The organism is Bradyrhizobium sp. 22 (assembly GCF_000482425.1).
Taxonomy (GTDB): Bacteria; Pseudomonadota; Alphaproteobacteria; order Rhizobiales; family Xanthobacteraceae; genus Bradyrhizobium; species Bradyrhizobium japonicum_B.
Genome location: NZ_KI519400.1, coordinates 1 through 22,487 on the forward strand (window position 1 = coordinate 1; position 22,487 = coordinate 22,487).

General features: G+C 65.4%; 18 protein-coding genes. 7 read left to right on the forward strand and 11 right to left on the reverse strand.

Annotated elements, in window-relative coordinates; genetic code table 11:
- Positions 1–2,027, reverse strand: a 2,027-nt coding sequence (locus K410_RS0125420; protein ID WP_028137484.1) for a DUF1522 domain-containing protein, incomplete at its 3' end; no start/stop codon positions are given.
- Between the two features lie 320 nt (positions 2,028–2,347).
- Between K410_RS0125420 and flbT the strand changes: the two genes are divergently transcribed.
- Positions 2,348–2,803: a flagellar biosynthesis repressor FlbT gene (gene flbT, locus K410_RS0125425; protein WP_028137485.1), complete on the forward strand. Its 456-nt coding sequence runs from the start codon at positions 2,348–2,350 to the stop codon at positions 2,801–2,803.
- A 103-nt stretch (positions 2,804–2,906) separates the two neighbouring features.
- Here the strand turns inward: flbT and K410_RS0125430 are convergent, their stop codons facing one another.
- From K410_RS0125430 to K410_RS0125470, 9 genes are all read right to left on the reverse strand, one after another.
- Positions 2,907–4,406, reverse strand: a complete 1,500-nt coding sequence (locus K410_RS0125430) for a pyridoxal phosphate-dependent decarboxylase family protein (protein WP_028137486.1) — start codon at positions 4,404–4,406, stop codon at positions 2,907–2,909.
- Positions 4,403–5,656, reverse strand: coding sequence for an ATP-grasp domain-containing protein (locus K410_RS0125435; RefSeq protein ID WP_028137487.1), 1,254 nt, complete (start codon positions 5,654–5,656; stop codon positions 4,403–4,405). Before K410_RS0125435 ends, K410_RS0125430 begins: the two co-directional genes overlap by 4 nt.
- 1 nt (position 5,657) lies before the next feature.
- On the reverse strand, positions 5,658–7,307 hold the full coding sequence (locus tag K410_RS0125440; protein ID WP_028137488.1) for a hypothetical protein: 1,650 nt from the start codon (positions 7,305–7,307) through the stop codon (positions 5,658–5,660).
- The gene (locus K410_RS0125445) at positions 7,297–8,082 is read right to left on the reverse strand and encodes a methylenetetrahydrofolate reductase (RefSeq protein ID WP_028137489.1); all 786 of its coding nucleotides are present in this window, start codon (positions 8,080–8,082) and stop codon (positions 7,297–7,299) included. Before K410_RS0125445 ends, K410_RS0125440 begins: the two co-directional genes overlap by 11 nt.
- 73 nt (positions 8,083–8,155) lie before the next feature.
- Positions 8,156–10,039, reverse strand: a complete 1,884-nt coding sequence (locus K410_RS0125450; RefSeq protein ID WP_028137490.1) for a flagellar protein — start codon at positions 10,037–10,039, stop codon at positions 8,156–8,158.
- Between the two features lie 21 nt (positions 10,040–10,060).
- On the reverse strand, positions 10,061–11,944 hold the full coding sequence (gene flgK, locus K410_RS0125455) for a flagellar hook-associated protein FlgK (protein ID WP_028137491.1): 1,884 nt from the start codon (positions 11,942–11,944) through the stop codon (positions 10,061–10,063).
- Positions 11,945–11,979: 35 nt separating this feature from the next.
- Complete coding sequence (locus K410_RS0125460) at positions 11,980–14,232, reverse strand: flagellar hook-basal body complex protein (protein WP_028137492.1); 2,253 nt, start codon at positions 14,230–14,232, stop codon at positions 11,980–11,982.
- A gap of 269 nt (positions 14,233–14,501) precedes the next feature.
- A complete protein-coding gene (gene msrB / locus K410_RS0125465) occupies positions 14,502–15,014 on the reverse strand; it encodes a peptide-methionine (R)-S-oxide reductase MsrB (protein ID WP_028137493.1) in 513 nt (170 codons plus the stop codon).
- An 84-nt stretch (positions 15,015–15,098) separates the two neighbouring features.
- On the reverse strand, positions 15,099–16,556 hold the full coding sequence (locus K410_RS0125470; protein ID WP_028137494.1) for an NAD(P)/FAD-dependent oxidoreductase: 1,458 nt from the start codon (positions 16,554–16,556) through the stop codon (positions 15,099–15,101).
- Between the two features lie 195 nt (positions 16,557–16,751).
- Here K410_RS0125470 and K410_RS0125475 point away from each other — a divergent pair, with 195 nt between their 5' ends.
- From K410_RS0125475 to K410_RS0125505, 6 genes are all read left to right on the forward strand, one after another.
- Entirely contained in the window at positions 16,752–17,288 is a 537-nt protein-coding gene (locus K410_RS0125475; RefSeq protein WP_028137495.1) for a SixA phosphatase family protein, read from the forward strand.
- Positions 17,289–17,333: 45 nt separating this feature from the next.
- A complete protein-coding gene (locus K410_RS0125480; RefSeq protein ID WP_028137496.1) occupies positions 17,334–17,759 on the forward strand; it encodes a universal stress protein in 426 nt (141 codons plus the stop codon).
- A 210-nt stretch (positions 17,760–17,969) separates the two neighbouring features.
- Positions 17,970–18,974: an alpha/beta fold hydrolase gene (locus tag K410_RS0125485; RefSeq protein ID WP_028137497.1), complete on the forward strand. Its 1,005-nt coding sequence runs from the start codon at positions 17,970–17,972 to the stop codon at positions 18,972–18,974.
- A 251-nt stretch (positions 18,975–19,225) separates the two neighbouring features.
- On the forward strand, positions 19,226–20,032 hold the full coding sequence (locus tag K410_RS0125490; protein WP_028137498.1) for a transglutaminase-like domain-containing protein: 807 nt from the start codon (positions 19,226–19,228) through the stop codon (positions 20,030–20,032).
- A 338-nt stretch (positions 20,033–20,370) separates the two neighbouring features.
- Positions 20,371–20,565: a hypothetical protein gene (locus K410_RS0125500; RefSeq protein ID WP_028137499.1), complete on the forward strand. Its 195-nt coding sequence runs from the start codon at positions 20,371–20,373 to the stop codon at positions 20,563–20,565.
- Positions 20,566–21,002: 437 nt separating this feature from the next.
- Positions 21,003–21,209 (forward strand): hypothetical protein, encoded by a 207-nt coding sequence (locus tag K410_RS0125505; protein WP_049820298.1) that lies wholly within the window; start codon positions 21,003–21,005, stop codon positions 21,207–21,209.
- 973 nt (positions 21,210–22,182) lie between these two features.
- Here K410_RS0125505 and K410_RS0125510 read toward each other — a convergent pair.
- Positions 22,183–22,419, reverse strand: coding sequence for a DUF1127 domain-containing protein (locus K410_RS0125510; protein WP_028137501.1), 237 nt, complete (start codon positions 22,417–22,419; stop codon positions 22,183–22,185).
- Between the last annotated feature and the right edge of the window lie 68 nt (positions 22,420–22,487).

Sequence of the window (22,487 nt, forward strand, 5' to 3'; positions counted from 1 at the left end):
AGGTTGGTCAGCACCTTGTTGGTGGCAGCGTTGTCGATGAAGTCGACACCGCTGGTCAGCGAGGCGAGGCCCAGACCCTTGGAGTTGTAGGTCACGCCGGTGATGCTGAGGTTCGACTTGCCGGTCTCGTCGAACACCAGCTTGAGCTGGTCGCCGTTCAAGAGGTTGACGCCGTTGAACGAGGAGTCCTGCGCCGTGGTGTCGATCTGGTTCAGGATGTTGTTGAACTGGTTGACCAGGTTGGAACGCGAGGTCTGGGCAACCGTATCCTGGACGGGGCTGGAAGCCGTCGAGAAGGTCAGCGCCGAGGTCAGCGTGCCGCCGATCGCACCGCCAGCGGCGCTCGAACCGATGGTCGAGGACGCGTAGTCGTTGGTGGTCGAGATCGTCAGCAGGCCGTTGGCGTCGATCGTCGCGGACAGGTTGTTGGCCTGCAGCTTGGTGTTGAGCTGATCGAGCGTCTTGACCGTGCCGTTGGTGCCGTCGCCGAAGGTGACGTCAACCGCCGTGCCGCCGTTGAAGGAGGTGAAGGTCAAGGTCTTGCCGGCCATGCCGCCGATGCCGGAGGTGCGCGCCGCGGTGAAGGCGGTCGCAGTCCCGGTGTTGCCGGCGAGGCCAAGCGCGTTCAGCGCGTTGCCCGTGCCGGTGACCGACAGGTCGGCATTGACACCGGTCGAGATCTTGAGCTGGCCGGAGGCGTTGATCGACGAGTTGGTCTGGCCGGTGGCGGTCGCAAGCGTCGCGGTGCCGTTGGCGCCGATCGTCGCGGTCTGCACGCCGGTGGCGAGGTCGATCGCCTTCAGCACGTCGTTGAGCGTGCCGCCCTGCAGGTAGACCGTCGAGTTGCCGGCACCGTCGGTGAGGACGTTACCGCTCGCACCAAAACCGGTCGGAACGCTCGGAGCACCGGTCGAGCCCGGGATCGGCGCGTTCTTGAAGGTGATGACGTGGCCGTTGACGTTCAGCGTCGAACCGTCCGTGATCGTCGCACCCAGCGAAGCCGAGCTGGTGGTGCGGTTGACGTTGACGGTGGCGTTGCCGCCGCCCACCGACGTGGTCAGGGCAAGCGCCTTGAGCAGGTCGGCCTTGCCGGTGACGCTCAGATCCGCGCCCGTCGAGCTCTTCAGCGTGACGGCGCCCGCAGCAACGCTCGAAGCGGTCTGGCCGTTGCTCGTGGCGATCGTCGCCGCACCCGAAGTGATCGAGACCGTCTTGACGCCGCTGGCCAGATCGATCGCGGACAACAGATCGTTGACGGTCGCAGCCGGGGTACCGGCGGTGCCGAGATAGACCGTCGAGTTGCCGGCGCCGTCGGTGACGATGTTGCCGCTGACGCCCGAGCCGGTCGGAACGCCGGTCGAGCCCGGAGCCGAGCCGCTGCGGAACGTGATGGTCTTGCCGTTCACGGTCAGCGTGTCGCCGTCAGCGGGCTGGGCGTTGCCGGCAAGGCCGGTCGCGGTCGTGCCGTTGGTGGCGATCAGCGTCATGGTGCCGCCGAGCGCCGTGGTGCCGTCGCCGGCCGTTGCGCCCGTGCTGGAGAAGGTGCCGATGGTGGCGCCGAGCGTCGTGGTGCCGGTCGCCGCGGTGGTGCCGCCGGCAGCGCCGCTAAACACGACGTTGCTGCTCGCGGTCGCGCTCGCATAGGAGGTCGTGCCGCGCAGGTCGGCCGCGGTCGCACCGGAGATCGTGGCGGAGACGTTCGACTTGGTGGAGTAGCCGACCGTGGTCTGCAGCGCCTGGTTGGCGATCGACTTCGCGCTGTCGATCAGCTTCTGCAGCGAGGTGATGCCGGTGTTGGCGGCCTGCAGCACCTGCACGCCGTTGGCGATACCGTCGAGCAGGTTGTTGATGTCGCTGGCGCGGTTGTCGAGCGACTGGGCGGTGAAGAAGTTGGTGGGATTGTCCAGGGCCGAGTTGACGCTCTTGCCGGTCGACAGACGGTTCTGCGTGGTGGCGAGGAGGTCAGCGGTGGACTGGAGGGAGAGCAGGTTCTGACGAACCGATGCGGAGAGGACGATACCGGACATGACTCTGTTACCTTTCTGGTAAACGACGCTACTGTTACACGTCTGCTTGGATCGCGATTGACCCAGCGACGGCGGACGGTGCCGCCGAGACCTCTAACGAAACATGAAATGAAACCCGTGCTTTTGCCCGGTCGCGCGTGATTCGGTCCGGGATGCCGCGCGCAGCGCTACGCCGGCGCACAGACGCAACGTTGAAATCATTGAGTTTTTTGGCGCGAATGGCGGGAATTTACAGCTCGTTAACTAGTTGCGAGCGAGAATCACGTCTTGGCAGGCCGCAACGAACGCTCGGTTACGAAAGCGTTGATGGAGAACAGGCAATGGCCCTCAAGGTCGAGCTCAGACCGCACGAACGCATCATCGTCGGCAACTGCGTGATTACCAATACGGACCAGCGGGCCCGTCTCCTGATCGACGGCGACAACGTGCCAATCCTGCGCGAGCGCGACATCCTCACGCCGGAGACCGCCGATACGCCTGCCAAGCTCGTCTACCTGGCGGTGCAGCTCATGTACATCTCGCCGGATCCGCAGACCCAGCACGGCACCTATTTCAACCTGGTGCGCGACATCGTCACCGCGGTCCCGAGCGCCTGGCCGATCATCGAGGCCATCAACAACAACATCCTGAACGGCGACCTCTACCGGGCGCTGAAGGATGCCCGCAAGCTGATCGCCTATGAAGAAAAGCTGCGGGGCCAGTTCGAGGCCGCCCATCCCAAGCCTGAAGCGGCCAAGGTTGAAGTGACCAAGGACGACGTGAGCTCCGCCGCCTGACCATCAACGTCCGCGTGGCGAAGCCTCGCGAAAGATCCAGCTCTGCAAACGACAACGGCCCCGGATCATCTCCGGGGCCGTTGTCGTTTCAACCATGCGCGGGCTATTGCGCCGCGAGCGGCGGCGCCTCGACCTCGATCACGCCGTCGCCGCATCGCCGTGCGCCGAACTGCAGCACCGCCGCGACCAGCACATCGATGTCCGCCTCCTCGGTGCGGTGATTGACGATCGCGGCACGGATCGCAAACCTGCCGTCCAGCGTCGTGCTCGACGGCGCCGCCACTCCCGACTCCTGGATATCGGCGACGATCTCCCGGTTGACCGCATCGTCGGCACGGTAGCGGAAACAGACGATGTTGAGGTTGACCGGAGCCAGCAATTCCAGCCGCGGCTCGGCCAGCACGCGCGCCTCGAGATACTTCGCCAGCGCACAGCTTCGCGCGATCGTCGCACCCAGCCGGTCGATTCCGAACGTCTTCAGAGTGAACCACGTCTTCAGCGCACGGAAGCCGCGCGACAGATCGGGGCCGAGATCGCAGGGCCAGACCGCTCCCGCCGCAAGCCCCCTCGCCTCACGGCGCAGATAGGCCGCGGGCTGTGCAAAGGCCTGCCGATGCTGCTCGCCGTCGCGCACCAGCAGGAAGCCGGCATCGTACGGCACCTGTCCCCATTTGTGGAAGTCGAGCGCGATGGAATCGGCAAGCTCGATGCCGGCGAGCAGCGGCGCAAGCTCGGGCGAGAAGATCGCAAGCGCACCGAAAGCACCGTCGACGTGAAACCAGATTCCCTCCTCGCGGCACAGCTCCGCGACGGCCTTGAGATCGTCGATCGCACCAACGTCCACCGTGCCGGCGGAAGCGACGACCAGGAACGGCTTGAAGCCGACCTCGCGATCAACGGCGATCTGCGCGCGCAACGCGGCAATGTCGATGCGATGATCGGCATCGACGCCGACCTTGCGCAGCGCATCGGTGCCGAGCCCGGCAATGTCCATCGCCCTGGAGACGCAGCCATGCGCGGCCTGCGAAGTGTAGGCGGTGAGCAGCGCACCGTCATTGCCGATGCCGTATTGCCGCGCCAGCGCGCCGAGCGCAGCGGTGCGCGCCACCAGCACCGCCATCAGATTGGCCATTGAGGTACCCGTGACGAAGATGCCGCTCGCGCTATCCGGAAAGGCGAACAGGCGGCGCATCCAATCGACGACCTGGCGCTCGACCTCGATCGGCATATGGTCCCGGCCGCCGAGATTGGCGTTGAGGCCTGCCGCGAGCATGTCCGCGAGCATGCCCACCGCGGTTCCGCCGCCATGCACCCAGCCCATGAAGCCGGGATGGACGTTGCCGGTCGCATAGGGCGCGACGTGATCGGCGAATTCGCGGTAGACCTCGGCGAGGTCGCTCGCCTCGCGCGGCACGTCGGCCTTGAAGGCCGCGCGGACGTCGTCAGGGATCGGCTGCCAGACCGGACGCGTCCGGATGTTGGCGATGCCGTCGATCGTCTCATCCAGCATGCGATGGGCGAGCGCACGAAACGCGCTCCAGTCCTGCGGATCGAGCGAGGTGTGCGCTACGGAGCTCTGCGCATTGCGGACGATCTCGTTCATCTTGCACTCCCCTCGCCCGCTCTTGCATGCCGCGACAGCATCGCCGCGAACGCCGCAAAGATCTTGCGCATCTGCGGCGGCTTGTAAGGAAACACGGCTGGCGAATCCATGTTGTGCACGACGGCGGTGTTGTCGGCTTCGAAGACCAGAAGCTCGTTGTCCTGGTTCTCCGCGCAATCGACGATGAAATAGTCGAGGCCGACCCGCCTGCTCATCTCGTCGAGCGCGCTTCTGTGGCGCGCCGCGAAGGCGTGGTCGAAGTCGCGCATGAAGATCGCCTCCTCCGCACGCTTCTCCTCGCTGAAGGCCATGTTGGCGTTGAGGTACCAGATATCCCAACGGTCGGCGATCGCCATGTGGCAGGCGTAAGGTTTACCGTCGACCATCGCGAGACGATACTTGCGATAGAGCCCGTCTGGATTCACGTAATCGACGAAACGCGCGACGAAGAAATCCTGCTCGCTACGCTCGGCAAGATAAGATGCGAGCGCCGCCGCATCGTCGAGCTTCGCGAGTCCGACGCCGGCATGCGAGCCGCGCGGCCGCGCGATCATCGGAAAGCGCAGTTCACCCGCAATGTCCCGGCAGGCGATCCGCCCGCTCGAAAGCTCCGACAATTGCGCCCGCGTCGCGTGGATGGTCGCGGGAATGTCCAGACCGGGCACGCCGGCCAGCAGCCGATGCAGCTTGTCGCGATCGAGATTGCCGATGCGATCGGGACGATTGAGCAGCGGCCGCGGCCAATGCGGCGCGGCCTTTCCGATCAAGGCGAGCGCCTCGCGGCATTCCTCGGAATCGGAGGCGACCACGATGGCGACGTCGTGCTCCGGCAAATTCTCCGGCAGGCCGACGCCCTTGACCACGTAGAGCGTCAACAGCTCGATGTCGGAGCCTTCGAGCAGAAAATCGATCGGCGTGTTGCCGCCCATGTCGATGTCGGCCGCGAGCGCGAGCACGCGTAGGCTGGGCTTCGGAGCGGCGCTCGGCGTGCGAAACAATTGATGGAAGGCCAGCACCTCCGACTGGATCGCAAGCCCCTGATCCTTGTCGCCGAGAAGCTGGGTGATCAACGACAGATCGAGCCCTTCGCCCGCCAGCGCCGTCCCCGCCGCGATCCGCGCCAGCAATTGGTCGCGCAGCGGATGCAGGTCGACACCTTCGAAGGCCTGACGCGTCAGCTGCGCAAAGCCGATGCGATCGGCATAGTTCGCCGCAATCATGCCGATCGGCGCGGAAAGCGGATGCTGCATCTCACACCTCGAACGCGGAGCTTACCGGCGCGGCGGCGACTGCGCCACGGTCGAGCAGCAGCTCGATCTTTACCAGGACATGGGCGATGCGATCGAGGACCTGCTGCACATTGCGTTGCGCCTCGGCCGTATCCGACGACCAGGCTTCGGTCACTATTCGGGCGCCGACGCAAAGGCGCAGCACGGCCTGCGGGGCCGCGTCCTGCCGCTCCAGACGGACCGGCTGGCCGATCAGGCAACGCTGCGCGGCGACCTGTCGGTCCGCCGCGGTGCCGCTGATCGCCTGGCTCATGTCACGCGCCAAAGCCTGATGGATGGCGTTGGTTTCGGCGATCGAAACCAGCTTGCCGCCGCGCAGCAGCATGAACGGAAAGATCGTAGTTTGTGCAAATTCCTCGTCATCCGCGTCGGCCGTGCCGGTCGCGGCTGCGACCGAGCGAAGCGACGGCGACAGCGCGATCATGCTGTCGATGCCGGCGGCGAGATCGGCGAGCGCCTTGGCGCGGAATGCACCGGGCACGGCGTAATAGCCGCCGATCTCGGCAAGCGCCGCCTCCCAGCGCAGCCATTGACCGAAATTCGGGCGGCGCTCGAAGCGCGAACGCAGCTTCGTCCAGGCCATCGGCCAATCGCAACGGCCGGCATAGTCGAAAATGCCGGGCGCGATCCCCTCGGCACGGTCGAGCGTCCGCGACAGGCTCTCGGGCACCAGCAGCGCACCGCTGAAGGCAGGCCCACCGTAGAATTTCGAGCCCGTGATCAGCACCATGTAGCCGCGGTCGAGATACGAGCGCAGGCGGCGGCGCCCGAGCCGCGCCTGACAGGCGTCGACGACAATCTGGACCTTGCGCGGCCAGCGTCGCGCGATCTCGTCGAGGCAGGCTGCGCTTGGTGCGCGCCAGCCGAGCTTCGACGCATCCATGATCTGGAGCAGCACGGGCGTGCCTTGCGCGATATTGGCTTCGACCGCACGCAGCACCGCGGCATCGGCATCCCCGCGCATCGCAAGCGCGGGGCCGGCCTCGAGCAGCGGCAAAGCAACACTGGCGCCGGCGAGCCCCGCCACCGCGCCGTCCTTGCGAACCGCAACGCCGCTAGCCGTGATGGAGCCGAAATGGTGCCCGCGCGCAGTATGGATCGTGCCGCTTCCGGTCTGGTCGGCGCCGACCACGATCGTCAGCGGCGGCGCCCCGAGCGCCGCGCGCGCCAGGAACAAGGCGTGAAGCTGGGAGTCCGTCCCGGAGGGCGAGAACACGATTTCGACGCGCGGTGGAAGCTGGAGGTGGCCGCGCAGCTCGCTTCGCATGTCCTCGCAGCGCGCGTCGAAGGCGACCTCGACTTCGTCGAACAGGCATTTGTGCACCAGCTCTTCGCGCGCCAGCGCGACACGGTCATAGGCAGCCGGCGAAATCGTCGACGCCGTCGAGGAGGCGAAATTCCAGATTTCCGGCTCCGGCGCGGCCGCGCAGCCATACACGTTGAGGCGGCCCGCGACGTCGAGCGCCAGCCGCGGATCTCCTCCGGAGACGAGCAGCGCATCGAGGGGCGTGAAGAGATCGCGCAGGCGGTACCGCGAACCGCAGTCGGATGCGCGTTCCGGTCCTGACAGGCGGGATGCGCCGGTGCTCATCCCGAAAGGCTCAGGCCGCATCGGCCGCCGCCACTGCAGGCGCCGGTGTGAATTGCGAGGCGATGTCGCCATGAAACACCGACGGCCCGACGTGATCGAGCGAGCTCTGGATGTCGGCCCAGATCTCGCCGCCGATATCGGTCCAGCGCTTGCAGAAGGCGAAGTCCTCGGAAAGATAAGTGCCGGTCGCCGGATCGATCATGCATTCGAACAGCGCGAAGCGGTTCTGGCTCGCAACCAGCGTGTCGTGCGAATGCTCGCGGAAGAACTGCAGGCCCGCATAGTCCGGGTGGCGGCACATCGCCTCCAGCGCGTGGCGCCGGATCATCAGGAAGCCGGTGCCGGCATAGCGCACGCGGGTGAAGCCGTTGACGACGACGATGCGGTCGGGATCCTCGATCTCGAGCACGTAGTCCAGCGAAGCCGCCGGCACGTCGGCCCGGCCCGACTGGATCGCCCGCGCGGCCTTGTCCCAATTGACCCGCTTGATCGGATAGCAGCCGGCAACGATGTCCGCGCCGCATTCGATCAGCCGGAACACCTGCTCCGGCTTGAAGCCGATATCGGCGTCGACGAACAGGAAATGCGTCGCGTTGGGATCGTCCAGGAACATCGCGACCAGATTGGCCCGCGCGCGGGTAATCAGCGCGTCGCCGTCCCGCAGCAGCACCTTGAGCTCGAGATTGGACATGCCATGAACGGCGCGCTGCAGCGCGAAGATCGAGCTCGCATAGATGCTCGACACCTGCCCGCCGAAGCATGGCGTCGCCACCACCAATTGCATCCTGTCCGACATCGGCAGCTCCGCCCCGCTCCAATCCTCACCAAGAGGTAAAGAGGCATGGTTAACGGCGCCTTAACGCGGGCCCTTACAGGAACTTGACCAGCGAGAGCTGCGCGAGGTTCGAGGTCACCTGGTAGGACGCTTGCAGCGCGTTCTGCAGCGCCAGGATCTCGCTCGCGACCTGGTCGGGCGAGGCCGATTCCGCCTGGTCGATGATGGTCTGGAGCTGCGCCTTGGCCTGGGTCTGGCGCGTGGAGGCGTCCTTCATCGTGTTCTGGGCCATCGCGATGTCGGTCTGGATGTCCTCGATGCGCTGCTGACCCGGCTGCTGCGTCAGCGCCTGCGTCACCCGCAGGCTCAGCGCGGAGACCTGCCCGCCCGAATACTGCCCGGTCGGCGAGGTCGAGAACGTCCCGAACACCGCGATCGCCTGCAATTGTCGGCGGATCGCGTCCTCGTTGGCCTGGGCGCCATACTGTACCGCGATGGAATCGTCGACCCGCGCCATCGCGGTGGAGCGCGCCGAGCCGGGCCCGTCATTGCCCAGATACCATTTCACGGTGTTGGCGGTGCCGTTGACCAGCGTCGTCGCCGAGCTCGCCGGTGAGGAGCCGACGCGCAGCGGCGGCTGCGTGGCGGTCACGGGCGTCGCGCCGAAGCCGAGCGAGCCCAGCGCGCCGGTGTTCGAGCTGGTGATGTTGAGGCTCGCCGCATCGTCGGTGTTGATCGTGATCGAGCCGCCATGGACCGTCGAGGGCTTCGACGTCCCCGTGATGGCGTCGATCTTGCCGAGCAGGGTCTGGATGCTGTCGGTGACGTTGAGCTGGTTGCCGGTCGCGCCCGAGGCCACGAAGGTCAGCGGGGTGCCGTTGACGGTGATGGTGTCGCCGGCGACGAAGCCCGGCGAGATCGAATCCGAGGGAGTCGCCCCCGACAGCGCCGTAGCGCCGGTGACGGGCGCCGGAATCGCCGCCTGGTTGTTGACCGGCGTGCCGATCGCAGAGCTGGCGGTGTTGAAGAAATTGTCGCCGGCGACGATCGCGGATGCCGCGACCAGCGAGGTGTTGGCGAGCTTCGTGATCGCGGTGTTCAGCGCGGCATTGAGATTTGTCGCGGTATTGGTCGGGTTGACGGGGGTGCTCGCATCGATCGCGAAGCTGCCGAGCGGCGTCGGCGTCGCCGAGGATGCGGTGAGGTCGATCTGCTCGGTCGTGCCGTCCGGCAGCGTGAACTGGATGCTGAGCTTGTCGCCGTTGTTCGGGTTGTTGCCGTTGAGATCGACCGAGAACGACACCGGCGAGCCGCTCGGGCCGCTGACGGTCGCGCCCGTCAGCGTCGAGGAGACCGCCTTGAGCTTGAGGCCGAACGGCGAGCCCGCGACGTCTTCCGACACCTGAATCGAGCTCGGCGTCGGCTGCGTCTGCACCAGACGGCCCATGCCGTTGGCGCCGAGGTCGGCGGCCTGGCGCTCCGCCATCACCGTCTTGAAGCCCGCCTGCGTCGTGGTACCGTTGATGATGTCGCCGGCATCCGTAACCGACTGCGTGTTGACGGCGGTTCCCGAGAACAGATAGCGGTTGCCGGTCTGCGTGTTGAGGACGCCGACCATCGAGCCGAACTGGGCCGCGGCGGTGTTCTGCGCGATGGTCTGGCCGTTGACGTTGAGATCCTGCGCGGTGTTGGCGGAGCCGGTCTGCACCGTGCTGCGGATCTTGGTCAGCGACTGCAACGCGGTATTGGCGAGGTTGATGCTGACATTGACGTTGGTGATGGTGTCGGTATAGGCGGCGATGTTGGAGAGCTGCGCGCGCCCGGCGATCGCGAAGCCCTCGTTGGTGCCCATGCCGGCATAGTTCTGCGACAGCTTGCCGGTCGAGAGCTGCGTCGACAGGTCGGTGAGCTGCTGATTGATGTTGCGGATCTGCGCGCCGAGAACCGACGATGAGTAGTTGATGCTGCTGATCGACATCTTTCAGAGCCCTGTTACTTGTTACCTTTGAGCCTGGATCAAGGTGTTCATCATGCTCTGCACCACCGACATGACATGGGCGTTGGCGGCATAGGCATTCTGAAGCTGGATCAGGTTCGACATCTCCGAGTCCAGGTTGACCTTGGAGGTCGAGTCGAACTTGGCCTGGAGCGTCGAGACCACGACGCTCTGGCCCTGCTGAAGCTGGGTGGCCTGGGTCGCGGCGTTGGCCTGCACGCTCAGGAATTGCTGGAGAAAGTTCGAGACGCTGCCGGTGAACGGCTGGCTCGCCGAGCCGAGGCCGCTCTGCGGCGAATAGGAGAACACCGCATTGGTGAGCTGCGAGTAGAGATAGTCCGAACGCGTGGTGTCGCCCGCGGGCGTCACCGGCGAGGTATTGTAGACCGACATCCGGGTGGGATCGGTCACCAGTTGCGTGTTCACGGCGATGCGCCCGGCAAGACCGGTCATCTGCGAGCCCGATGCCGTGATCGCGCCGGTATAGAGCGCCTGCCCGCCGTCGGTGAACAGCGGCAGCTGCGGATTGCCCGAGGTCAGCGATGACATCGTCTTGGTGGTCGAGGCCGAACCGACCTTGGCGAGCCCGGTATTGTCGTCGGTCACCCGCAGCGTCGTGGCGGTCGCCGGCGACGGGGCGGCGGAGAACGACAGGTGCGAGCCCGACAGCGCGGTATTGAGCGCAGAGGCGATCGCGCCCATGCCGCCGGCGAAGTTGACGCCGATCCGCATCGGGTTGGCGTTGGTCGCGTTCTGGAGCGGCAGCGCCGCCGGGTCGGTCACATTGACCAGCGTGACCTGGCGCTGCGTGTTGGTCGCGGTGTCCGTATAGGTGATGTTGACCGTGTTGCCCGGCAGCGCACCGGCGAGCTCGAGATCGAAGCCGGTCGGCGGGCCGGAGACGGTGCTGCCCGCCGTGGTCTTGTCGGACAGCGCGCTCGACATCGTGGCGGCGAGCTGGTCGATCTGGTTCTGCGCCTGCACCAGAATGTCGTCACGCAGCTTCAGGTCGGCCGCGATCTGGCCGGACGACACCACGTTGTTGGCGACGACATCGACCTGCGAGCCGTTCGGCAGCTTGATGTTGAAGGCGCCGACGCCGGACTTGGCGGGGTCGATGTTGTATTGCGACGTCGCCGACAGCGTGCCGGCGGAGGCAAAAGAGAATTCCGAGGCGAGCCCGGCGCCGACCAGCTGAATGCCGGTCGTGGTGTAGATGTTGGCCTGGTTCGAGTTGTCGGTGGTGACGCGGACGTCGACATATTTCGACAGCGTGTTGATGGCCTGGTCGCGCTGGTCCATCAGCGTTGCGGCCGAAGGATCGTTGGCCCCCAGGCCCTGGAGCCTGGTGTTGATGTCGGCGATCTGCTTCATGGCCGCATTGGCGGCCTGCGCCGAGTTGCCGAGATCCTGCTCGACGTTGGAGCGCAGCGACTGGATGCCCTTGGTGGTGACGTTGAGCTGCGTCGCGAGCGCCTGCGCCGCCCCGAGCGCGACCGTCTGCGCCGACGACGCACCCGAGCTGGTCGACAGCGCCTGCAGCGCCGTGGTGAACTTGTTCAGCGCGCTTTCGAGCGTGCCGGAATTGCCGGGCGTGCCGTAGACATTCTGAAGCTGCTTCAGGATGTTGGCCATCTGGTCGGCGTAGCCGCTGCCGCCGGTCTCGGTCCGCAGCTGGTTCTGCACGTAGGTGTCGAGCAGGCGGCTGACGCCGGTGGTCATCGCCGTCGAGCCGAACTCGCCGGTGGTGACCTCGATCTGGTTCGGGGTCTGGACGACGTAACCCGGCGTCTGCGCATTCGCGACGTTCGAGGAGACGATCGAGAGCGCGGCCTGGTTGGCACGCAGGCCGCTCATCGCACTGGCGAGGGCTGAACTCAAACCCATATCACTGGCCCGCCTTTGGTTGCCTCACGCGCCGATCAGCGCAACACGTTCAGGAGATCCTGCACCATCGAGTTCGCGGTCGTGATCACCTTGGTGTTGGCCGAATAGGCCTGCTGCGTCACGATCAGCTTGGTGAATTCGTCGGCGATGTCGGTGTTGGATCCCTCCAGCGACGAGCCGCTGATGGTGCCCGAGGCGCCGTCGATGGCGTCGCCCGATTGCTCGGTCGCGGCATAGGCGCCGCCGTCCATCGCCTTCAGGTAATTGGTGCCGTTGAAGTGCGAGAGCTGCACCTGGGCGAGGTTGAGGTTCTGGCCGTTGGAGAAGGTGCCGACCACGACGCCGTTGTTGTTGACGGCGACCGAGCGGAGCTGGCCGGCGGCATAGCCGTTCTGCGTGATGGTGTTGATGGTCACCGCGCCGCTGGTGCTGGCATATTGCGTCAGCCCGCCCGAGGAGATGTTGAAGGCGACCGAGCCGAGCGACTGGCCGCTGACGGTGACGTTGTTGATGGTGATGCCCGAGCCGCTCGGCGAGGTCAGCGAGCCGTCGGCGGCAAAGGTGAAGGTCTGACCAGTGTTGACCCAGCCGACGGTCGTGCCGGTCGCGTTCGGATCGGTCTGGTAGAACAGGTTCCAGCTGTCCGAATGGCCCGCGCCGAGCGAGGCGCTGTCGGTCTTGGCCCAGCGCAGTTGCAGGTTCACCGGGGTGCCGGCGGCGTTGTAGGCGGTCACCGCGCCGCCGCTGATCGATTCCTTGGTGAAGGTGGCGATGTCGTTGCCGATCACGCCCCCGGTGCCGGCCGTGCCGCCACCCTCACGATTCCGGGTGATCGTCGAGGTGAAGCCGAGCGCCGAGAAGGCGGCGCTGTTGGAGCTGGAAACCGTCAGGTTCGAGACGGTGCCGGTGTTGAGCGTGATCACGCCGCCGCTGCTGACCGACGACCCCGAGGCGCCGGAGAGCGCATCGATCTTGCCGAGCAGGGTCGTGACGTTGTCGCCAACGTTGATCTGGTTCGGCCCCGCAGCACCCGAGGCCATGAAGGTCAGCGTCTGACCGTTGACGGTGATGGTGTCGCCTGCGGAGAAGCCGGATGTGAGCACCTGGGCGCCGCCGGCCGTCGCGGAGCCGCTCAGCACGGTCGCGCCGGAGATCGCGGGCGAGGACAGCACGTTGCCGCCGCGGGTCACGCTACTGATGCCGAGCGCGGTCGCCGCCGTGCCGCTGCCGATCGCAACGTCCGTGCCGGTGCCGGTCGCGATCTGGATATTGCCGCTGACCGAGAGCGAGGCGGTGACGCCGGCGCCGCCGGCCGTCTGGATCGCGTTCAGGATGTCCGCCACCGTCGCCGTGGTGCCCGCACCGAGGCCGATCGTGGTGTTGCTGCCGACGGTCGAGACCGTGGTGCCGCCGTTGAAGGTGATGGTGTTGCCGTTCACGGTCAGCGTCTGGCCGCTGAGCGCGGTCAGGATGCTCGATGCCAGATGCGTGCCGGCGGCGTTGTCCAGCGACGTGGTCGTCGAGGCGACCGCCGAGGAATTGTTCTGCAGCGCGACGGTGCCGGTGGCCGTCGTCGAGGAATAGGCCGAGCGGATGTTGCCGGTTGCGGCCGCGCCGGAGACCGTCGCGTTGGCATAGGGCGCCGGCGGCGTGCCGACCGGCAGCGGGTTGGCGGCGAAATCGGACGGGTTCAGGCCGCCGGCCGCGAGCAACGTGCCGGTCGAGGCCGTGGTTTTCGCCACCGTGTTCGGCTGGGTCGGCAGGTTCGCCGCGTACTGGATCGAGGTGGTCGCCTGCGCCGGAATGAAGTTGTTCTGGAATTGCAGCACGTTCGCGACGCTGCCGGTCGGGTTGCCGGTCTTCGGGTCGACCGTGACGCCCATCAGGTAATAGCCGGCGCCGTTGACCAGATTGCCGTTGGCATTGAGCTGGAAGTCGCCGCGCCTCGTGTAATAGGTGACGCCGGTGAACACCGGCACGTTGTCGACGACGCCGCTCGCCTTCTGGATCGAGAAGAAGCCGTCGCCGGTGATCGCCATGTTGGTGGCGACGGTGGAGGACGAGATCGTGCCCTGCGTGGTGATGGTGGCCTTCGCATTGGCTTGCACGCCGCCTGCGACCTGCTTACTCGGGACCGACGAGTCGGGAATGAGGTCGACGAAGCTGGTGCCGATGCCCTTGTAACCGGTGGTGGACGAGTTCGCGATGTTGCCGGAAATGTTCTGCAGCGCGAACGACTGCGCCTGCAGGCCACCCACCGAGGTGTTCATTGCATCGAAGATACCCATAACTTTGTCTCCAAATCCGATCTCGGCGGCCGGTCGACCATGGCCGCAGTCGGGGGAGACCGTCGCAAGGGCTATGCCAATGCGGGTATTCTCGTGAAATCAACGACTTAATGAAAAAGCCCCGGCCTGGCGACCGGGGCACAATTGCCGGGACCGGCAACAATTGCCGGGGCCGGGTGTCGTTCCGGAGCGATGCAAGGCATCGAATCCGGAACCTCGAGATTCCGGATTCGATGCTGACGCATCGCTCCGGAATGACGGCCTCATGCCTACGTCGCCGACGCCGCCGCGGGATGGAACACCAGGCCGAAACCGTCGATGCAATAGCGCAATCCGGTCGGCTTCGGACCGTCGTCGAAGACGTGGCCGAGATGGCCGCCGCAGCGCCGGCAATGCACCTCGGTGCGAACCATGCCGTAGGCGCGGTCTTCGGTCTTGCCGACATTGCCCTCGATCGGCGCATAGAAGCTCGGCCAGCCGGTGCCGCTCTCGAACTTGGTCTCGGATGCAAACAACGGCAGATCGCAGCCGGCGCACGCGAAGATGCCCTTGCGCTTCTCCTTCAGCAGCGGGCTGGAACCTGGCCGCTCGGTGCCGTGGTTGCGCAGTATCTCATACTGCTGCGGCGTGAGCTGGGCGCGCCATTCAGCCTCCGTCTTCATGATCTCGAATTTCTTGGCGGTCTTCTCGCCGGCCTCGGCAGGCGTTCCCCTCAGCCAGCGAAGGGCGCCGAGGCCAAACAGTCCGGCGGCAGTCGTCAACAGGATGCGGCGGTCAAACATCTCATTCTCCGTGCGGGAGCTCCACGCCCTGAGATACGGTCTTGAACGGCCGAAGTTACACGTTCGGGCGGAATTTCACTCAACTTATCGGGAGGCCACGTCGTCATGCGAGGCCGGTTCCACGGCTTCGGCCGCCGGTCGCGGCGGCGGTGACGGTCGCGGCCGAACGCCGGGGGGCGGGCGGCGCGGCCCGGTGCCGGCGGCCCGGTTGGCCTGGGCGAGGCGTGCCTCGCGCTCCCTGTCCTTGACCCGCGCGCGCTCGCGGTAACGGGCCAGAGAGCCCGCCACCGCGGAGCTCGCCCTGCCCCAGATCCCGACCAATTGGCCTGCGACCCGCCCGGTGGCGCCGCCCGCCCAGACCAGTTCGAACGGCGAGAACAGCTTCCAGCGCTCGTCGCCGCCCAGGATGCTGCGCGCGATCATCTGCCCGGCCATGGCCGAGGTGTTCATGCCCTGGCGGCCGAAGCCGCTCGCCACCCACAGGCCTTTGCGCAACTGGCCGATCTGCGGCATGCCGTGCACGGTCTGGCCGATGGCGCCGCCGAACATGTCGGCGATCTCGACATCGCCGAGCGCTGGGAAGATCGTGCGGATCCGGCGTCTGACGGCGCCCGCAAAGCGCTGCGGACGCGCGGCCCAGGTGGTCTCCGGGCTCTCCCACATCAGCCGGTCGCCGTCGACGATGCGGAAATGATCGATACCGTCGCTGTCCATCACCGACCCCTTGAAGGCGATGATCTCATGCACGCGCTCGCCGAGCGGCGCGGTGATTCCGGCATAGCGCCAGACCGGCAGCAGCGTCTCCGACAGGCGCTTCAAGGGCGCGCCGAGATGGATGTTGCCCGCGAGCACGATGTGGGTGGCGCGCAGCCGCGCCGAGGGCGTGACGATGCGTTTGCGGATGCCGGAATGATCGATGCTGACGACCGGCGTGTCCTCGAAGATTCGGGCGCCTGCCCGCCGCGCCAGCGCCGCGAGGCCGTGCACATATTTGCGGCCGTCGACCTGGAACGCCCTGGGATAATACACGCCGTGGAAATAGCGATCCGTCTTCAGCGCCTCGCGGACGCGATCGACCTGCCACCCCTCGACCTCGGTGTCGAAATCCTCGTTCAGCATCTGCAACCGGCTGATCAGCCGGTCGCCGGCATCGACGTTCGAGACCTCCAGCACGCCCTCGCTCAGGGCGATCCCCGGCATGTTCTCCTCCGTGGCGTTGGCCCGGACGAACTCGGCGCCCTCCTTCGACAGCGTCCACAATTCGCGCGCGTCCTCGAAGCCGATCCGTTCGATCAGGTCGGTGAGCGGCAGCGCAAAACCCGGCATCACCGTGCCGAGCTGGTTGCCGGACGCGTTCCAGCCGATGTGGCGGCCCTCGAGCACGGCGACACTGGCCCCGAGCCGGGCCGCCTCCAGCGCGATGGTGAGCCCGGCCAGCCCCGCACCGATGACGCAGATGTCGGCGTCGAGGTCGAACGACAGCCGCGTGCGGTCGCGAAAGCCGGCTTCGTCCTGGGACACGCTTGTGTAAGTCTCGCTCATGCAGTTTTCTTAGAGCATGATCCGGAAAAGTGTGCAGCGGTTTTCCGAAAAGATCATGCTCGAAACAAAAATTCAAAGCGCGATGGGAATTTGCCCTAATCTCATCGCGCTTTAAAGGACCGATCGGGCGCCTGTCACCTTGTCCTCAACCGGCGCCTGTAGATTATTCTGGACGGGGAGCGATTCGAGAATGCCATGCGCCGTTTGATGTTGCTGCGTCACGCCAAGACCGAGACCGACGCGCCGAGCGGCCGTGACCAGGACCGCCGGCTCGACGAGCGTGGCCGCAGGGATGCGGCGCAGATCGGCGACTGGCTCGCCGACCATCCGCCCTTCCCCGATACCGTGCTGGTGTCGCACGCCGTCCGGGCCCGGCAGACCTGGGACATCGCCTGGGAGGCGATGAAGGACCGCGTCCCGGCGCCGCAGGTCGAGATCCTGCCGGAACTCTATGGCGCCGATCCCGCGCAGATCCTGGATTCCATTCGCACGGCAACGGCCCCGGCCGACCCGAAGCAATTGCTGCTGGTCGCCCATAATCCCGGCATGCACGAGGCCGCGCTCATGCTGATGGGCGGCGGCGATCCTGATGGCGCCAACGCGCTCGCCGACAATCTGCCCACTTCGGGACTTGCGATCTTCGACTTTGACGTCAAGGATTGGGCCGACGTGGCCTACCGCCGCGGCAAACTGGTGCTGTTCACCAGCCCCAAGCTGCTTCGATCGGGATGATCGCGACGTACCCGCAGACCGCTGACCGCAAATCTGGAGGCGCAGATGTTCAAGTCCATCCTCGTGCCCATCGACCTCGCCGACACCGATCTGGCCAAGCCGGCGATCGCGACCGCGGCAACGCTGTCGCAGACCTGGAGCGGCACGGTGCGGCTGCTCAACGTGCTGCCGATGACGCCGGTGATGCTGGCCGAATACGTGCCGGCCGATTTCGACGAACAGCAGCGCCAGACCTCGGAAGAGGCGCTCGCCATCGTCGCACGCGAATCCGGCATCGAGCCGGGGCGGATCTCCAGCGTGGTGCGCCAGGGCGGCATCTACCACGAGATCCTGGAGGAAGCCGCGCAGATGAAGGCCGATCTGATCGTGATGACCTCGCACCGGCCGGCGATGCGCACCTATTTCCTCGGCTCCAACGCCGGCCACGTCGTGCGCTACGCCAAGTGCTCGGTGCTGGTGGTGAGGCACTAGGGCTCGGATCAAAGTCATGAACGATATCGGCGGAGACGGACCCATGAGGTCCGATCGGTGATGCGTGAAAAGTGAAGGCGCTGGCAAAGGATACCGATCAGATTTGGGATTCGCCCAGGAACCAAACCGACGACGCGCTCGTTTGGACTACCTGCAACATTTCTCATTTTTGCTCTGAGGCATCGTGCAGCCCCCTATGAGGTACTGCCAATGACCTTGCTGCAAACTCGTTTCCCTTCGCTCGTCTCCAGCTGCCTCGGCGCCGTGAGGCGATATCCCGCGCTGGCCGCCGTGACCGGGGCCGTAACGGTGATGGCGGGGGCCGCCCTCATCAATCGGCAGCTTGCCAGCAAGGCACAACGCGATAATCCACCACAGGGACGGTTCATCGAGGTCAATGGCGTTCGTCTGCACTACGTGGAGCGTGGCAACGGCCGCCCGCTGGTTCTCTTTCACGGCAACGGCAGCATGATCCAGGACTTCGAGTCCAGCGGCTTGATTGATCTAGCAGCTGCAAACTACCGGGTTATCGTCTTCGACCGCCCGGGATTCGGACATAGCTTGCGGCCCCGCAATGCGGTTTGGACTCCTGAGACGCAGGCAGATCTGTTCAAGGAGGCACTCGGCCGTCTGGGTGTTCAGCGCGCGATTGTGGTTGGACATTCATGGGGAGCGTCGCTCGCCGTGGCGCTGGCGATCCGGCATCCAGCGCTGGTCGAAGCATTGGTGCTGGCGTCGGGATACTATTTCCCGACCGCCCGCACCGACGCCGCGGCCTCTTTGGCACCTGCAATCCCTGGACTCGGCGATGTCATCAGTTTCACCGTGTCCCCGATCTTGGGCCAGCTGATGTGGCCCGTGATGTTGCGCAAGCTATTCGGCCCGCGCGCAGTCCCCGAGAAATTCGCCGACTTTCCCAAGGCAATGGCTGTGCGGCCGGCACAGATGCGTGCCAGTGCCGCAGAAGCGGCCTTGATGGTCCCGGCAGCCTCTATCGCTGCAAAGACCTATAGCGAACTCAAGATGCCCACGATCATCATCGGGGGTGACGACGACCGTCTGATCGACATCGAAAAGCAATCGGTCAGGCTCCACAAAGAGATCAAGCAGAGCAAACTGCACCGGATCGCCGGCGTGGGTCATATGGTCCATCAATCTGCGACGCCCGAATTGATGGCGGCCATCGATGAAGCCGCTGCCGCGACATTGCACTAAACAATGGATACCACGAATGCCGGCGAGCACCGCGCCCTCCGCTATCGGACTGGCCGGACACGGCAGAATTTGGTGATGGGACGTGGCTTGGCCTTGCGGCACCCGGCATTGCGTCCGGCCGGCTGCATAGCCATCTCCTCTTCAGCGACGCCGCAGACCGGACTGTCGCAGCGATGCCGACCTGAGCTCGAGCCGACACGTCTCATCCGGCGGCCAATTCCGGTCAGCGCAGTTGGAGCCAAGGCCTAAGCATGCAAATCCGGGTCGGCTTCGAAATGGTCTACGACTTCCCCCAAGTTACGCCATTGATTGCGATGGTCGGAACGCATTTCACGCGGGCATCCGATGTTGTCATACCGGATCACCTCATCACCTCGCCTTCCGTTCCGATCACGCCCTATCGCGACAGTTTCGGCAACTGGTGCAGCCGAATCGTTGCGCCCCCCGGCCGCATGCGCCTTTCGGCCGACGGAACGGTGCGCGACAGTGGCTTGCCCGATCCGATCGTGCCGTCAGCTGCGCAGCACGCGGTCCAGGATCTTCCATCGGACACCCTGCTCTATCTGCTCGGCAGCAGGTATTGCGAAACAGATCGGCTTTCCGACATCGCTTGGAAGCTGTTCGAGAAGACGGCGCCCGGCTGGCTGCGCGTCCAGGCGATCTGCGATTTCGTCCACCATCACATCACGTTCGGATACGAGCACGCGCGGGCGACCATGACGGCGTGGGAGGTCTTCAACGAGCGGAAGGGCGTCTGCCGCGACTATGCGCATCTCGCCATCGCGTTCTGCCGCTGCATGAACATTCCAGCGCGCTACTGCACCGGCTATCTCGGCGACATCGGCATTCCGCCGCCGCACGCGCCCGGCGACTTTGCAGGTTGGTTCGAGGCCTACCTCGGCGGTCGCTGGTACACCTTCGACGCACGCAACAACACGCCGCGCATCGGCCGTGTCCTGATCGCCCAGGGCCGCGACGCGGCGGATGTTCCGATTGTTCATATTTTCGGACCAGGCGAGCTCATCAGCTTCAAGGTATGGACCGACGAACTGGTGTGAGCTGCTCGTCGGGGACGACGGACGAGATTGATCTCGCTAATTGGCAAGGTGGGTGCTACAAGACAGGCATCACCGCGCGCTTCCTGGCTGTTATCGGTGACTGAGAGCATCGCGCTCCCGCCTCCACCCGATAGAAGGCGGTCAGATGTCCGATTTGGTCAAATTCGACATTCGTGAGTGGCTCGTGCCACCTTTACTGGTGCCTATTTTCCTCGTGCTGCTGATCGCGATCGTGGCCGTTCTATAGTGGCAGGTCCGTTCAATTGAACCGCGCCAGAACGCAAGCGCGGCGCTTGAGCCGAGACTCGCAGACACGCGAGCCGAGACAGGAGGCGAGAATGGCAAACACAGCAATGATCAGAGATGCCTATGGCGTTCCGGCGGTTTTCACGGGTTCGAAGACAGGTCGGGACGATGCCCCCTTCGTGTTCGTGAGGGTCGGCGACGAGGAACGCAGGATGCGCTGGTCCGAATGGGATGCTCTGCCGGCATGGACCGGCGAGCGGCCCATTTGGGCGAGTAAAACCAAGTAAACATGGGGTGTTCAGCATGACAGCGGCTCGAACAGGCCCATGGACCAGAGCGCTCCTGCTGGCGGCGGCCCTGGGCACATCCACGGCCGCAGCGTTTGCAGCGGAGCCAAACTGCCGTGCGATCGAAAGCACCAGCGCGCGGCTGTCCTGTTACGATGCGGCATTTCCTCCAAAAGTAGCAAGGCCCGCCGAAGCCAGCATCGGCTCATCGTCAGGCTACAAGGACCCATTTGTTGCGGAAGAAGCCCGAACCGCCGCGAAGCTGAAGAATATTTGCCGCGGCTGCTGAGTTTCACGGATAGTTCCCGCGCGGCACCGAAATAAAGCGCTCGCTATCCCGCAGATAAGGTCGCATTGTCTCGCCACCGCCGAGCGGCCCGTAGCATCTATCGGTGGTGTGAACGCGAGTTGCGCTCCCGCTTACCCCGCAGCGGAGCATGAACATCTTGGCTCGACGATCCTCAGGACCATCATCGACATTCGAATATCGCCTGGCGCAAGAGGCGGTCAACCTTCGCCAGCAGGCCAAAGGGATGCCCGCCGGCATCCGTCGCGCGGAGCTTTTGCGAAAAGCCCGGCAGATCGATGTTGCCGGAGAGGTCAACAAGTGGCTGACCTCGCCGGGCCTATCGGCGCCGCTCTAGGGCTTCATCGCCAACGGGCTGAACCGATCTCCGCCCCGTAGAGACCAACTGGTATCGGGATTTTACTCTCACCCTCCCGGGCTGATCAGCCGCCGCCTGCGCTTCATTTCAAGCGGGCGGCGTTTTTGCTTGCGGCGGCGCCGAGGGAGCAGCACTCCATTCGACACGAGACCCCAATCCCTTGCGTTACCGGGCGGGCAAAACACCCAACCCCTCGGTCAATCCGCGCCACTGAAAATATTCCGCTTTACCGAAATTCGGAAATGACGTATGTGTCGCGCAACCCGGCCCAAGGAAGAGGGGCGTATCGCGATCGTCACGAACGCGGGCCGGGCGGCGGTGGACGCCGATGGCATCGGCGCGAAGGGTCTTGCAGGGCGGGCAACCGTGAGCAAGGCCGTCGCGCACACGACCGGTGCGATCGGCGTACGGCAAAATCGTGTGGTCCTGGCGCCCGGGGTCTGTGCGCCAAGTCTTGTGGTGATGCGGCGGCCCGACCGGGCCCGCGCATCGATCGTCCGCAAGGCGACGGGGGCAATAGTGCAACGCTCCCCGGGGAGAGCACGACATAAGCCGTTCCAACCACTGCGCAGGGAAGGCCGGGATGTCTCCGGTTGCCCTGTTCTCCGCTATGCAGCAGCACACGCAGTCTGCCCTTGGCATGGCGGTCCATGGGAGCCACCGGCTCCCGGCCTTCCCTGCGCCCTCGTTCAATTCAGAGGGCGAAGCGACAAGCAAAGCTCGGGCGACCAAGCCGCGAGGATGCGATCCCATGTCAATCATTCCCCGCTCTCGTGCCCCGGACGCAGCGCAGCACTCCCGGCGATGCGAAGCATCGTCCGGTGTGATGCGCTGCAGAGCCGGGGCCCATGCAGCAGCGAGTGCCGTGGCCTGCTGGGTCCCGGCTCTGCGCAGCAGCGCTTGCGCGCTGCAGCGCGTCCGGGACACGCACGGCTCGAGCGTCACACGTGCCTCACAGATACCGCGTCAGCTCGGCCTTGAACTGCCCGTACACCGCGTCCTCGATCTGGCTGCGCGTGATCCCGATGTCGCGCAGGGCGCGGTCGTCGAGTTCGTTCAGCGTCTTGACGGCGGAGCGGCGCTCCAGGCGGTCAAACAGCGCATAGGCGGCGTGGGCGAGCGTTGCAAAAAATCCGCTCGAGGAGGATGGGCGAAAGCTCCGCCCTGCAGTTTGCGAGATCGTGGTCATTCTTCTTTCTCCGGCCTGTCGTTCCGCGCGGCGAAGCCAATGCCGTTGGCGCGGGCGCCTGTGAGCGC